Annotated in this window: 11 protein-coding genes and 1 riboswitch; of the genes, 5 read left to right on the forward strand and 6 right to left on the reverse strand. The window is 69.7% G+C overall.

The genetic code is table 11. The annotated features are described in order from the left end of the window. Positions 1-48 precede the first annotated feature (48 nt). From VKV26_17050 to VKV26_17060, 3 genes are all read right to left on the reverse strand, one after another. A complete protein-coding gene (locus tag VKV26_17050; protein HLZ71612.1) occupies positions 49-498 on the reverse strand; it encodes a hypothetical protein in 450 nt (149 codons plus the stop codon). Between the two features lie 139 nt (positions 499-637). Continuing rightward, positions 638-773, reverse strand: a riboswitch (cyclic di-AMP (ydaO/yuaA leader). Between the two features lie 77 nt (positions 774-850). Continuing rightward, entirely contained in the window at positions 851-1,048 is a 198-nt protein-coding gene (locus tag VKV26_17055) for a hypothetical protein (protein HLZ71613.1), read from the reverse strand. 97 nt (positions 1,049-1,145) lie between these two features. Next, positions 1,146-1,541 carry a tyrosine-protein phosphatase gene (locus VKV26_17060; GenBank protein ID HLZ71614.1) on the reverse strand — a complete coding sequence of 132 codons (396 nt, stop codon included), beginning with the start codon at positions 1,539-1,541 and terminating at the stop codon, positions 1,146-1,148. 142 nt (positions 1,542-1,683) lie between these two features. On the opposite strand from VKV26_17060, the gene VKV26_17065 reads away from it, so the two are divergent. Then, positions 1,684-2,691, forward strand: coding sequence for a N(4)-(beta-N-acetylglucosaminyl)-L-asparaginase (locus tag VKV26_17065; protein HLZ71615.1), 1,008 nt, complete (start codon positions 1,684-1,686; stop codon positions 2,689-2,691). A gap of 77 nt (positions 2,692-2,768) precedes the next feature. On the opposite strand, the gene VKV26_17070 is transcribed toward VKV26_17065, so the two are convergent. The 3 genes from VKV26_17070 to VKV26_17080 are packed head-to-tail and all read right to left on the reverse strand — an operon-like array spanning position 2,769 to position 5,894. Beyond that, positions 2,769-4,187, reverse strand: a complete 1,419-nt coding sequence (locus VKV26_17070) for a S41 family peptidase (GenBank protein ID HLZ71616.1) — start codon at positions 4,185-4,187, stop codon at positions 2,769-2,771. Then, positions 4,184-5,029, reverse strand: coding sequence for an alpha/beta fold hydrolase (locus VKV26_17075; protein ID HLZ71617.1), 846 nt, complete (start codon positions 5,027-5,029; stop codon positions 4,184-4,186). Before VKV26_17075 ends, VKV26_17070 begins: the two co-directional genes overlap by 4 nt. Positions 5,030-5,051: 22 nt before the next feature. Further along, positions 5,052-5,894: an acetylxylan esterase gene (locus VKV26_17080; protein HLZ71618.1), complete on the reverse strand. Its 843-nt coding sequence runs from the start codon at positions 5,892-5,894 to the stop codon at positions 5,052-5,054. Between the two features lie 261 nt (positions 5,895-6,155). Here VKV26_17080 and VKV26_17085 point away from each other — a divergent pair, with 261 nt between their 5' ends. From VKV26_17085 to VKV26_17100, 4 genes are all read left to right on the forward strand, one after another. Next, positions 6,156-7,670 carry a hypothetical protein gene (locus tag VKV26_17085; GenBank protein HLZ71619.1) on the forward strand — a complete coding sequence of 505 codons (1,515 nt, stop codon included), beginning with the start codon at positions 6,156-6,158 and terminating at the stop codon, positions 7,668-7,670. A gap of 136 nt (positions 7,671-7,806) precedes the next feature. Continuing rightward, positions 7,807-8,184, forward strand: a complete 378-nt coding sequence (locus VKV26_17090; protein HLZ71620.1) for a hypothetical protein — start codon at positions 7,807-7,809, stop codon at positions 8,182-8,184. A 129-nt stretch (positions 8,185-8,313) separates the two neighbouring features. Next, entirely contained in the window at positions 8,314-9,210 is an 897-nt protein-coding gene (locus tag VKV26_17095) for a PhzF family phenazine biosynthesis protein (GenBank protein HLZ71621.1), read from the forward strand. Between the two features lie 188 nt (positions 9,211-9,398). After that, the gene (locus VKV26_17100; protein ID HLZ71622.1) at positions 9,399-12,785 is read left to right on the forward strand and encodes an error-prone DNA polymerase; all 3,387 of its coding nucleotides are present in this window, start codon (positions 9,399-9,401) and stop codon (positions 12,783-12,785) included. The last annotated feature ends 30 nt before the right edge of the window (positions 12,786-12,815 follow it).

Consider the following 12,815-nt stretch of genomic DNA (forward strand, 5'->3'; position numbering starts at 1 on the left):
CCATCGGCGATCTCACAGAAACAGGGGATAGCGGGTCGGCCCGGCCGCCTACGCCGACGCCGCGCGCGCCAGTGATCGCTCGCAGAACTCCGCCGGAGACTCGGCGGCGCCGCGGGCGCGCGCAATCTCGTATTCGACGGCGCACTCGTTGCAGAAGGTGAGGCGATCGTAGCGAACGCTGCCCATCGCCCGACGCGGCGACTGGCAGCGATGGCAGGGCAAGGAACTGCGCGGATCGACGCCGCGCGCGGCGTCCTCTTCCACGAACAGGCGCATGACGGCGCGGATCGCCTCGATCTGGCCCGGCGTCAGCGCCCGGCCCACCTGGGCGGCGCGCTGGGCGGGCGCTGCCGCGGCCAGTCTTCGGGCGCTCTCGCGCGCCGGCGCGACGTAGCCCTCCACTTCCGGCTCGAGCTCGTCCTGCTCGGGTACGCCCCACCAGCCCTTCTGGCGCGGCCGCTCGACGGTGCACGAGGTCTTGAACGCGCGGCGAGACATCGCAGACAGCCTCCTCTCCTCGCGGCGCACATGGGCGCCGCGCACCGGGCGCCAGACCAGGAGAGGACGGCTCGACCGCGATCAGCACCGCCGGCAATGAAAAAAACCGAGGGCAGCAGCCCCCGGTCATACCGGCGGAACTTCCTCCCTTGAACGCCTACGAGGTTAGCTGTCGGGTTCGGCCTCAAGAGATTGGCCTATCCGCCCGAAGGCGGAATTCACCCCAGATGGTGGGTCCCCCGTTGCCGCGACGCGGCATTCGGCGCTGGCGCTCTTCGGTTGTACCCCCATGCTATGAACCGAGTTCGCGCACTGTCAAGGGCGGGAAGCTGGCAATAGACGGAAAATCTGCTCACCCCGCCGAATCGGAGCCGCGCAGCTTCCCACGCTCGGCCCGGTACTCGACGAAGCGCAGCAGCAGGGCGAACGGCAGGGCGCAGAGCAGCGCGACCAACCCCGCAATCCAGTAGGTGCCGCTTAAGATCAGCAGGATACCGATCGCCACCGCGACAGAGAGGCCGACGATCGCGCTGATCCTGCCGATAACCACGCCGATGGGAATATTGCTGTCCGTGGCTGAATCTCCCTCGGTCCACGCGTATGTCAGCGCATGCAGCGTCGTCTGGCGCCGGCCAAACCGGTCGCGCTCAGGCGCCGTGCTGCATCCGGCTGAGAAAATAGGAGACGACGCGGCCGGTGCGGTCGTGACCGGCGCTGCAATGCACCAGCACGGGCTTGGGCAACGCCTCGAACGCCTTCCAGGCCGCCTCGTACTGCGCCGGTGTAAACGGCTCGGCCATGCCGTCCGGCGCGGCGATGTTGGCCACGCCGAAGCCGGACTCTTCGTAGAAGGCGAGCAGCCCCTGCGGCAGGCCGCGCGCGTACAGCGGCAGCTGATCCTGCCCAAGCAGGCAGATGATCGAGGCGATGCCCGCCTGCCGCTTCTCCGTCACCCAGTCCTCGACGACGCGGCGCGGAACGGTGAACTCCTCACCCGGCCGGTAGCCCGGCCGGAAGCTCGTGGCCAGCAGTCCTTTCTTCACCCAGCGCACCATACTCCCACTGTAGAAAAGGCGGCGTGCGGCGAACAACCCCGACGGATGCCCGTAAGGCCCGCGGCCGCTACCATGCCCTACGGATGGTGAGGGCTCTTCCGCACAGCGGGAGGCTCGGGAGGAGCAGGCGGTGGCCGGGTCGCTGATCGTGGTGGCGTCGAGCAACGGGCGCGTGGGCATCGGCGAGGCGATGCGCGTGCTCAGGGCCGGCGGCTCGGCGCTGGACGCCGTCGAGGCCGGCACGCGCCTGGTCGAGGACAACCCCAACGACAACTCCGTTGGCACGGGCGGCCTGCCGAACCTGCTGGGCGAGGTCGAGCTGGACGCCAGCATCATGGACGGGCGCACCCTGGCCGCCGGCGCCGTCGGCTCCGTGCGCTACTATCCCAATCCCGTCTCCATCGCCCGCCGCCTGCTGGAGACGATGCCGCACTGCTTTCTGGTTGGCACCGGCGCCGAACGCTTCGCCGGCCAGAGCGGCTTCCAGGCCGCCGAGCTGCTGACGCCGGCAACGCGGCAGCGCTACCAGGACTGGATGGCGGGCAAGCTCGACGGTGCCGAGTCCGAGAACTACCGCCGCTACATGGCATCGGTGCACGATCTCGCTGCCATGGCGCAACAGGTCACGGACCCGCATCGCACCGGCGGCACGGTCAACTTCCTCGCCCGCGACCGCGAGGGCAACCTCGCCAGCGCTGTCTCGACCTCCGGCTGGGCCTGGAAGTATCCCGGCCGCCTCGGCGACTCACCCGTGATTGGCGCCGGCAACTACTGCGACAACCGCTACGGCGCCGCCGCCTGCACCGGCCGCGGCGAAATGGCGATCCGCTGCGCCACGGCGCGCAGTGTGGTGCTCTACATGAAGCTCGGCATGAGCGTTGCCGATGCGCTGGCCGAGGCGCAGCGCGACCTCTGGGCGCTGGAAGACGCCTTCTACGGCAACATGCACATCGTCGCGCTCGACCGCGACGGCAATCCCGCGGCGGCGAGCAACAGTCCCGCGACGTACATCTACCAGCGCGACAATATGGACACGTTTGCCGAGGAGCCGCGCACCCTGATCGTCTCCGCCGACCCACAGAAGCAGGGCGGCTGGAGCACGGTCACCAGGCCGCGGGAGCAGAGCGACCGGCAGTAACGAGGAAATAGGAAATAGGAGCGGCTAACGAACACCTCGTCTCTATTTCCTATTTCCTCGTTTCTCGTTCCTCGTTCCTACTGATCCGCCTGCGCCAGCGTCTTGTTGGCGGTGCGCGCAACGCCGGCCTCCACGCCCAGCGCCTCCAACGCCGCTTCAAGCTGGGGGTCGCGGCCGTCAGCCAGGGCACGGGCATCCGAATCGACCGCGCGATCGGGCGTAATGCCGACCTTTTCCAGCGATTGCTTGCTCACCGGTGAGAGCACGCCCTGCACCGCGACTTCCATGCCGGCCTTCTGATCGGCCAGCGGGAAGAACTGCGCCGCCATCAGGCAGCCGCAGCTCTTCGCACCCACGATCAGGCCATCGTGATACTGCTGCACCGCCGAGGCGAACAGCTCGGACGACGAGGCGCTGCCGCCATCGACCAGCACCACGAGCTTCTGATCAAAGGTGAAGCGCTCGTTCGCGCGCGGGATCGGCATCGTACGGCTGCCGCCGGGATTGACCAGGTAGGAAAGCGGACTTTGCGAGACGAAGAGCGAGAGCACCTCTTGCAGGTCACCGAGCGAGCCGCCGGGGTTGCCGCGCAGATCGACGATCACGCCGCCTGTCTGCGCATCGTCGAAGTCGCCCAGCGCCTGCTTCACCTGGAGCTGGATCGGCACCTGGGTGGGGAACTCGCGAATGCGGATGTAGCCGACGTTGCCGGGCAACTGCTTGCTGCGCACCAGGTCGAGCGAGATCGTCTGGCGCGTGATCGTGATGCGCCGGTCGGCGCGGCCGGGGCGGCGCACGTCGAGCGTGAGCGTGCTGCCGTCCGGGCCATCCAGGGCGCGGCTCGCCTCGCGCGGGGTGAAACTGCCGATCTTGCTGCCGTCGATCGCGAGCACGGAGTCGCCGGCTTGCAGGCCGGCGCGATCGGCGGCCGAGCCGGGCGCCACTTCAAGCACCAGCGGCGGCCGCTCGGTCACGCGCTCGATACGGATACCCGTCGTGGTGCCGAGGTTGCCGGCTTCGCGCCTGTTCTGCGTGGCGAACTGGTCGGGCGAAAGAAACGTCGTGTGCGAGTCGTCCAGGGACTCGGCCATCGCCGAGGCGGCAGCGTAATTGATTTTTGCGGTGTCGAGCGTGTGGCCGCGCGTGACCTTCAGCTTGCCGAAGGCGTCCTCGATCGCGGCGAGGTCGGCGGTTCGATCGCCGTGCAGCGCGGGCGCGGCGGCCTTCGCCGTTTGCAGGCCCTGCTTGCCGCCCTCGTCCAGCAGGCCACGCCAGGCGGCGTTGAGCAGCGTGTTCGGCGCCGGCCGCTCGACCGCGCGGTTGAGCAGCAGGTTGTAGGCGTTCTCGAAGACGGTGAAATCAAGCGTGCCGACCGGCTCACCCGCGGGCGTGCTCGTGGCCGCGGGTGCGGGCGGGATGCGCGCGGACGTGCAGGCGACGCCGGCCAGCAGCAGCACCGCCAGCGTGAGGCAGAGCAGCGAGCGAGGGCGCCTCACAGCGATTCGCGCAGGAATTGCCAGGCCTCCTTGAACTCGGGGCCGCGCATGTCGGTGTGGCCGCCGTCGTACCAGACGATCCGTTTCGGCTCGCCCAACGCGTCGAAGAGGATCTGCGCCGCGGCGGGCGGCACGGTCTCGTCGCGCCGGCCGTTGATGCAGAGCACCGGCCGCGGCGCGATCTTCCCCGCGAAGTGGCTGGGATCGACGATCTCCAGCGCCAGCCGCATCGCTTCGATGCGCGGCGGATCGTCGGGCAGGTCGCGGAAGCCGCTCAGCGTGGCGCCGCCGATGCAGAAGACGGCGGCCTTCACGCGCTCGTCGCGGGCGACGAAGGGCACGCCGTTGATCGTGCCCATGCTGAAGCCGATGAAGCCGGGCCGGCCCAGGTCGATCTCCGGCCGCGTGGCGAGGTAATCCACGGTGCGTTGCAGATCCACGCACATCTGCACGGCGTGGTCGCGCCGCGTCCAGGGGAGTTGCCAGATCGCCTGCGGGTCGCGCGGGCGGGGTTCGCGCTCGCCGTGGCCGCTGGCGTCGATCGCGATGCAGGCGAAGCCTTCGCGCGCCCAGCGCAGCGCCGCCAGGCGGATGTAGTCATCCTCTTTGCGGCTGCCGGCGCCGTGCTGCATCAGGATCGCGGGCAGCGGCCCGGCGGCCGCCGCGGGCTGCCAGAGCAGACCGGTTACGCGCTCGCCGTGCGTGCTGGAGATGGCGAAGCGCGTACTACGGACGCCGTTCTCCTCGGCAACGACGCGCGCTTCGGCCTCCAGCGGCATCTCGCGGTCGTAGCGGAAGAAGAGGTCGCGCACGCGGTCGTCGACGATGCTGGCGGTGGTCATCGATCGTCCTCCGCTTCGACGCCTAATCAGGGCGCAGCGTTTCGAGCAGGAAGCGGCGCATCTCGTCGATGTCGTCGCGGGGAATGTCGCCGTGGCCGCCCTCGTACCAGATGGCGCGGCGCGGCTCCTTCAGCGCGCTGAACAGCGCGTGGCCGAGCACGGGTGGGATGATCGCGTCCTGTGTGCCGTTCACCATCAGCACCGGCCGCGGCGCGATCAGCGGCGCGTAATGCAGTGGGTCGCAGGCGTCGGCCACGGTTTCGGCATCATGGCGGCGCTCGGCCGGCGCCTGCAGGGCGAAGAAGTGCAGCAAGCCGGCGCCGCCCAGCGCAAAGACGGCGGTGCGCACGCGCGGCTCCATCGCCACAAAAGGCACGCCGAGGATGCTGCCCATGCTGAAGCCGGCGTAGCCGATGCGGGCCGTGTCCAGGTCGGGCCGCGTCTCGGCCCAGTCGACGGCGCGCATCGTATCGACCACGTACTGCGTGACGAATTCGAGGCCGCGGAAGGGCTGGCGCAGCACGACGGTGGGGTCGGAGATGTGCTGGCCGCGCTCGCCGTGAAAGGGCGCGTCGATGCAGAGGCAGGCGAAGCCCTCGCCGGCCCAGTGCTCGAAGAGCTGGCGCATCAGCGGCTCGTCTTTGCTGGCGCCGGCGCCGTGGCCGATCAGGAGCAGCGGCCGCGGCGCCGCTGCCGCGGCGGGACGGTAAAGGACGGCGGGCACGCGCTGGCCGTGGGCGCTGAAGTAGGCGAAGCGCTCGCTGCGTACGCCAGCGGCGCAAGAGGTGACCGGCTCGCTCGCGTCGAGGGACGCATCACGGTCGTAGCGAAAGAGCAGGCGCCGCTGCTCGGGCGAGAGTCCCATCCGCCACCTCCACGCCCCGTACGCCGCCCGGTATGCAGAGCGTAGCCGGAGAGGCGGGCGCGGGTCCAGCGGAGGCCGGCAGGCTGCTCGGCCGTCCGCGGGCGCGGGCATGGCACTGGCCGCACGGACACGGTGCTTGTAGACTGACAGAAGAACGTTTGTTCTTATGTCGGGGAATGGCAAAATTGCCCTCCTATGCCCACGATCTTGCTTGATATAGCACGTATGTTCTAGTATGGTGCGGGCATGCGGATCGCTTGCGTGCTCGTACCCGACCTTCCCGTGCAGCTCGTGCTGCGGCAGCGGCCGGACCTCGCCGGCCGGCCCGTCGTGGTCGGCGGCTACCCGCACGAGCGCAAGGCCGTGGCCGACGCTTCGCCGGAGGCCGCGGCGAGCGGGATCTCGCCGGGCATGGCGCTGCGCCAGGCGGCGGGGCTCTGTCCCGCCGCCACCTTCCTTCCCCTCGACGCCTCGCTTGTGAGCGAGGCGTTTGCATTCTTACTTCACGTTATGGAAAGTTTCAGCCCCGCCGTAGAAGCAGAGCCGCCCGACGCCTTCTATCTCGACCTCTCCGGCCTGAACGCCGCGCGCGAGCAGGCGCTGCTGGAGACCGTGCTTGCGGTGCTGCGCGCCGGCTCGTCGCCGGCCCGTGCCCTCACCTCTAACCCCTCTCCCAATGCTGGGCGAGGGGGATCTTCAGATGCGCCATTCACTGCTCACGGCCAAGGCGTATGCCATGCGCCCTCTATTCCCTATTCCCTATTCCCCATTCCCTTCCCCACTGCCCGCGCCGCGGGCGCGGCGGGCCGCTTCACGGCGCGGGTGGCGGCGGAGTTGGCGGGCGCGGGCGAGGTGCGCCGCGTGCCGCCGGGCGCCGAGCGGGAGCTGCTGGCGCCCGTGCCGGTGACGCACTTGCCCTGCTCGGCAGAGATGCAGCGGCGGCTGCGCCTCTTCGGCCTGCGCACGCTGGGCGAGTTCGCGGCGCTGCCCTTCGGGCCGGTGCAGGCGCAGTTCGGCCGCGAAGGGGCGCTGATGTGGCGCCTCGCCCGCGGCGAGGACGAACGCCCACCCTTGCCACGCCGCCTGCCGCGGCACCTGGCACGCGAGCGCCATTTCGACCCGCCCGTGATCAGCACGGAGACGCTGCTGCGCGTCGTGAAACGCGAGCTGGCGAAGCTGACGCCGGAGCTGCAGGCGCTCTACCTCGGCTTCCGCCAGGTCACGCTGGCGCTGGCGATCGAGGCACAGGAAGTGCGACAGCTAGAACCTGCGGACGCCGCGTGTCGCGCCTGCGGCGCGACGGGCGCAGTATTGGAAGTCTCCGACGGTTGCGCTGCGCTATGGGCGCCCCTGCAACGCGTCGCCACACCGAGCGATTCACGAGTTGTCCCTACCAACCTGTCACCTGTCACCTGTCACCTGTCACCTCCTGTTCCCTGTTCCCTGTTCCCTATTCCCTACCAGCGCACCTGGACCCTGCACGCGCCGGCGAACCGGCCGGAGGCGGCGTTCCTGCCGGCCGCGGCAGCGCTGCGCGAGCTGGCGCTGCCCGGCCCGGTGGCGGCGCTGCGGCTGACGCTGCACGATCTCTGCCAGGAGGAGGGCCAGCAGGGCAGCCTCTTCAGCAGCGCGGCGCGGCGGCGCACACAGCTCGGCGAGGCGGTGCGCCAGATCGAGGCACGCTGCGGACGTAACCTGCTGCAGCGCATCGTCGCGCTCGACCCGCGCTCGCGCCTGCCCGAACGCCGCCGCGGCCTGGCCGAGTTCCGGCCGTAGGGGCCGGGGGTTAGGGAATAGAGAGACGCTCTGCCATCCTTTCCAAATAAACCCACTCCACAGCTTCCCCCTCTCTATCGAAGATCGCGCTCCGCGCGATGGAAAACCCTGGAGAGGGGCCAGGGGGTGAGGCCACATGGCCCTCGAAGACTGGTCGCAGAGCATCGTCGCCACACCGGGCGCGTCCGCGGGCAAGCGGCGCGCCCGGCCCTCACCCCCGGTCAATCTCATCGTCCCAATCCTGGGAGAGGGGCCGGGGGTAAGGGCCGTGCCGCTCAATGCGCCGCGGCGGATCGAAGTGGAGGCGGACGCGGTCACGGGTGCGCCGGCGCTGCTGCGGAGAGGCGGGCGGGAGCAGCGCGTGCGCTCGGTGCAGAACCACTGGCGCATCGACGACGAGTGGTGGCGCGAGCCGATCTCCCGTCACTACTACCAGCTCGAGCTGGCCGGCGGCGCGCTGCTCACCGTCTTCCGCGACCTCGTCGCCGGCGGCTGGTGGGAGCAACGAGCGTAGGGCGAGGGAATAGGGAATAGAAGGGCCAGAACGTGCGCGACTGGCAATAGACACACCGGAACGCTTCGCGTATTTCTATTCCCTATTCCCTATTCCCTATTCCCTATTCCCTATTCCCAGGAGTGAGCCATGCGCGAGATTCCGCTTCGTATCGTCGATGCCTTCACCGACCGGCCGTTCGCCGGCAACCCGGCGGGCGTGGTGCTCGACGCCGAGGGGCTGGACGAGGCGACCATGCAGGCGATCGCCCGCGAGGTGAACCTCTCCGAGACGGCCTTCGTCACGCCCTCGCAGCGGGCCGACTTCCGCGTGCGCTTCTTCACGCCGACGACGGAGATTCCGCTCGCCGGCCACCCCACGATCGCCACGATGCACGCGCTGGTCGAGGCCGGGCGCATCCAGCTCGGCGGCCCGCGCACGCGCGTGACGCAGGAGCTGAACGTCGGCGTGCTGCCGGTGGACCTGGAAGCCGATGCCGGCGGCCGCCTGACGCGCATCTGGATGACGCAGAAGCCGCCCGAGTTCCTGCGGATATACGACGCGGCGCCCTACGCCGAAGCGCTCGGCATTCCCATCGCCGGCATCGAGCCGGACTTCCCGGTGCAAACGGTGAGCACCGGCACGCCGCAGCTCATGTTCCCGGTGCGCAGCCTGCACGTGCTGGAGCGGCTGCGGCCCGACTTCACGGCGCTGACCGCGCTGCAGGCGGAGGGCGATTACTTCAGCCTGCACGTCTTCGCGCCGGAGGGCTACGCGCCGGAAGCGAAGGCGCACGCCCGCCACTTCGCGCCCGCGGCCGGCATCGCCGAAGACCCGGTGACCGGCTCGGCCAGCGGCGGCATGGGCGCCTATCTGGTGCGCTACGGCCTGGTGCAGACGCCGAGCTTCATGACGGAGCAGGGTCACATCGTCGGCCGGCCGGGCACGATCTACATCGAAGTAGACGGCGAAGACGAGCAGATCACGGGCGTGCGCGTGGGCGGCCGGGCCGTGACCGTGACCACCGGCACAATGCGGATTCCGTGAGGAGAGTGAGCAGTGAGTGGGGAGTGGGGAGCGGGGAGTGCCAGTGATTCGAGGCGGCAGCGGCGGGCCGCGCCGGCCCGGGCCCTCACCCCCGGCCCCTCTCCCAATCCTGGGAGAGGGGAGCTTTTTTCGGCCCGTGTGCAGTTCCGCCCTCTATTTCCTATTCCCCATTCCCTGTTCCCTCCGTCATGACGTACGCCGAGCTGCACCTGCATACGAGCCATTCGCTGCTCGACGGCGCCTCGCTGCCGGAGGAGATGGTGGCGCGCGCCGCCGAGCTGGGCTACTCCGCGCTCGCCATCACCGACCACGACGGCCTCTACGGCGTGATGCCCTTCTACAACGAGGCGCGCGACGCTGGCATCAAGCCGATCGTCGGCGTCGAGCTGACCGTTAGGGAACAGGGAACAGGGAACAGGGAACAGGAGGGCGATTCGAGGACCGCAAACGCTCCCGCCGTCCCCCATGCCGCTGCTGGCACCGCCGGGGAACATAACGGCTCCGCTCCACCAACTCCTGTCACCTGTCACCTGTCCCCTGTCACCTGTTCCCTGTCCTCTACGCACGTGACCCTGCTGGCTCGCGACCAGACGGGCTACAGCAACCTCTGCCGGCTGATCACCACGGCGCACATGCGGCAAACAGAGAATAACAAGGGCGACCCGGCGATCGACTTCGCCACGCTGGCCGCGCACCACGCCGGGCTGATCTGCCTCTCCGGCTGCCGCAACGGCGAGATCAGCCAGCACCTGCTCGCCGGACGGCGTCAAGACGCGCTGGCCGCCGCGCAGCGCTACGCCAGCGCCTTCGGCCCCGACAGCTTTTATGTCGAGCTGCAGCACAACCTCTGCCGCGAGGACGACGCCTTGATCCGCGCCCAGGTCGAGCTGGCCGGCCATCTCGGCCTGGGCTACGTCGCCACCGGCAACGCGCACTACCACCTGCCCGAGCGGCACAAGTTGCAGGATGTGCTCGTCAGCATCCGCCACCGCGCCACGCTGGACGACTCGCACCACCTGCGCCGGCCCAACGCCGACTTCTATCTCAAGTCGCCCGCCGAGATGGCGGCGCGCTTCGCCGCCTACCCGCTCGCCGTCGCCAACAGCCTGCGCATCGCCGACGCCTGCAACGCCAGGCTCGACTTCAGCGCGTATCGGTTCCCCGACTACGAGGCGCCGAACGGCCTCTCCACGGACGAGTTCCTCGAACAGCTCTGCCGCGAGGGGGCGCAGCGCAAGTACGGCCACTGCAGCGGCGAGGTCGAGGAGAAGCTGCGCTACGAGCTGAACCTGATCCGCAAGCACGGGCTCGCCGGCTACTTCCTCATCGTCTGGGACCTGATCGACTTCGCGCGGAAAAACCGCATTCCTGCGCAGGGGCGTGGCTCGGCCGCCAACTCGATCATCGCCTTCGTGCTCGACCTCACCCGCGTCGACCCGATCCGCCACCGGCTCTTCGTCGGCCGCTTTCTCAACGAAGAGCTGCAAACCGTGCCCGACATCGACATCGACTTCTCGCGCGAGCACCGCGAGCAGGTGATCCAGTACCTCTATGAGAAGTACGGCCGCGACCACGCCGCGCTGGTCTGCACCGTCGTCACCTTCCAGGCGCGCAACGCCGTGCGCGAGGTCGGCAAGGCGCTCGGCCTGCCGCCGGACGACCTGGACCGCGTGGCGCGGCACCTGCACCACCAGAGCGCCAAAGGGCTCGAAGCCGAGATCGCCCGCATCCCCGGCATGGAGGCGAAGGCGCACGCGCCGATCTGGCGCGAGCTGGCCGAGCTGTGCGAGGCCGTGGCCGACTTCCCGCGGCACCTTTCGCAGCACGTGGGCGGCATGGTGATCTCCTCCTGTCCGCTGGCCGAGCTGGTGCCACTGGAGAAGGCGCGCATGCCCGGCCGCGGGGTCACGCAGTGGGATAAGGACGGCGTGGGCGACGCAGGGCTGATCAAGATCGACCTGCTCAGCCTGGGCATGCTGGCGCTGATCGACGAGGCGGTCGAGCTGGTGGACGAGGCGCGCGGCCTGTGCGTGGACCTTGAGCACGTGCCGCTGGACAACGCCGACGTCTACGACACGCTCAGCAGCGCCGACACGCTCGGCATCTTCCAGGTGGAGAGCCGGGCGCAGATGCAGTCGCTGCCGCGATCGCAGCCGCGCAACTTTCTCGACATCGTGGCGCAGGTGGCGATCATCCGCCCCGGCCCGCTGCAGGGCAACATGGTGCATCCCTACCTGCGGCGGCGGCGCGGCCAGGAGGAGGTGAGCTACGCCCACCCGAAGCTGGAGCCGGTGCTGGAGGAGACACTGGGCGTGATCCTCTATCAAGAGCAGTGCATCCGCGTGGCGATCGAGGTCGCCGGCTTCAGCGCGGGCGAGGCCGACCAGCTGCGCCGCGCCATGAGCCGCAAGCGTTCGGCCGAGGCGATGGCGAAGCTGCAGGCGCGCTTCTTCGCGGGCTGCGGCGCCAACGGCGTGGGCGCGGCGACGGCGGCCGAGATCTGGCAGATGCTGCAGGGCTTCGCGCAGTTCGGCTTCTGCAAGAGCCACGCCGCCGCCTTCGCCTGGATCACGTATCAGTCGGCCTGGCTGCGGCTCTACTACCGCGAGGAGTTCTACGCCGCACTGCTCAACAACCAGCCGATGGGCTTCTACTCGCCCGAAGTGGTGCTGAACGATGCGAAGCGGCACGGCGTCGAGGTGCTGCCGGTGGACGTGAACGCCAGCCGCGACCGCTGCACGATCGAGCGCGGCGGCCTGCGGCTCGGCTTCCGCTACGTCGAGGGGCTGGGCGAGACGCAGCGCGAGCGGCTGGACGCGGCGCGGCTTGCGGGCGAGTACCGCTCGCTGGGCGACTTCTGCCGGCGTACGGGCCTGGCGCGCGAGGCGGTGGAGAACCTGATCGCGATCGGCGCCTTCGACGCCTTCGGCCTGGAGCGCCGCGAGCTGCTCTGGCAGCTCGGCCTGATCTACCGGCCGGAAGTGCACCACGCCGCCACACGCCGCCGCCGGCCCACGGCGGCGGAGGCCGTGGCGCGCCGCCTGCTGACGCCGTCGCAGCGCCGGCCGAAGGCGCCGCCGCCGTTGCGGCCGTTGCAGGAGGCGCTGCCGCTGCCGATCGAGCAGGACATGGCGCCGCTGCGGCCGATGACGCCGCGCGAGCAGGCCGAGGCCGACTACGCGATCAGCGGCCTCTCGGCGCGCTGGCACTGGCTGGAGTTCTTCCGTCCGTACCTGACCGATGACGTGGTCAGCAGCCTGCAGCTGGAGCGGCTGCCGGACGGCACGAAGCTGCGCCTGGCGGGGCTGGTCGTCTGCCGGCAGAAGCCGGGCACGGCGAAGGGCTTCATGTTCGTAACGCTGGAAGACGAATGGGGCCTGAGCAACGTGATCGTGAAGCCGGCGGTGTACGAACGCTACCGCACGCTGTGGCGGCTGGAGCCGCTGATCGTCGTCGCCGGCGAGCTGCAGCGCCGCGACGGCACGATCAACGTGATGGCGCACACGATCGCGCCGCTGCCGGTGGGCGAGGAGCCAGAAGCGCCGACCGTGCCGGAGTCGCACGACTTCAGCTAACCGCCTGGTGAAGAGCTAACCAGGCTGCGA

This window comes from Dehalococcoidia bacterium, from assembly GCA_035310145.1.
GTDB lineage: Bacteria > Chloroflexota > Dehalococcoidia > CAUJGQ01 > CAUJGQ01 > CALFMN01.

Coding starts and splice junctions, on each gene's coding strand:
- VKV26_17100 (HLZ71622.1), top strand. CDS start 9,399: ATGACGTACGCCGAGCTGCACCTGCATACGAGCCATTCGCTGCTCGAC.
- VKV26_17090 (HLZ71620.1), top strand. CDS start 7,807: ATGGCCCTCGAAGACTGGTCGCAGAGCATCGTCGCCACACCGGGCGCG.
- VKV26_17050 (HLZ71612.1), bottom strand. CDS start 498: ATGTCTCGCCGCGCGTTCAAGACCTCGTGCACCGTCGAGCGGCCGCGC.
- VKV26_17095 (HLZ71621.1), top strand. CDS start 8,314: ATGCGCGAGATTCCGCTTCGTATCGTCGATGCCTTCACCGACCGGCCG.
- VKV26_17080 (HLZ71618.1), bottom strand. CDS start 5,894: ATGGGACTCTCGCCCGAGCAGCGGCGCCTGCTCTTTCGCTACGACCGT.
- VKV26_17075 (HLZ71617.1), bottom strand. CDS start 5,029: ATGACCACCGCCAGCATCGTCGACGACCGCGTGCGCGACCTCTTCTTC.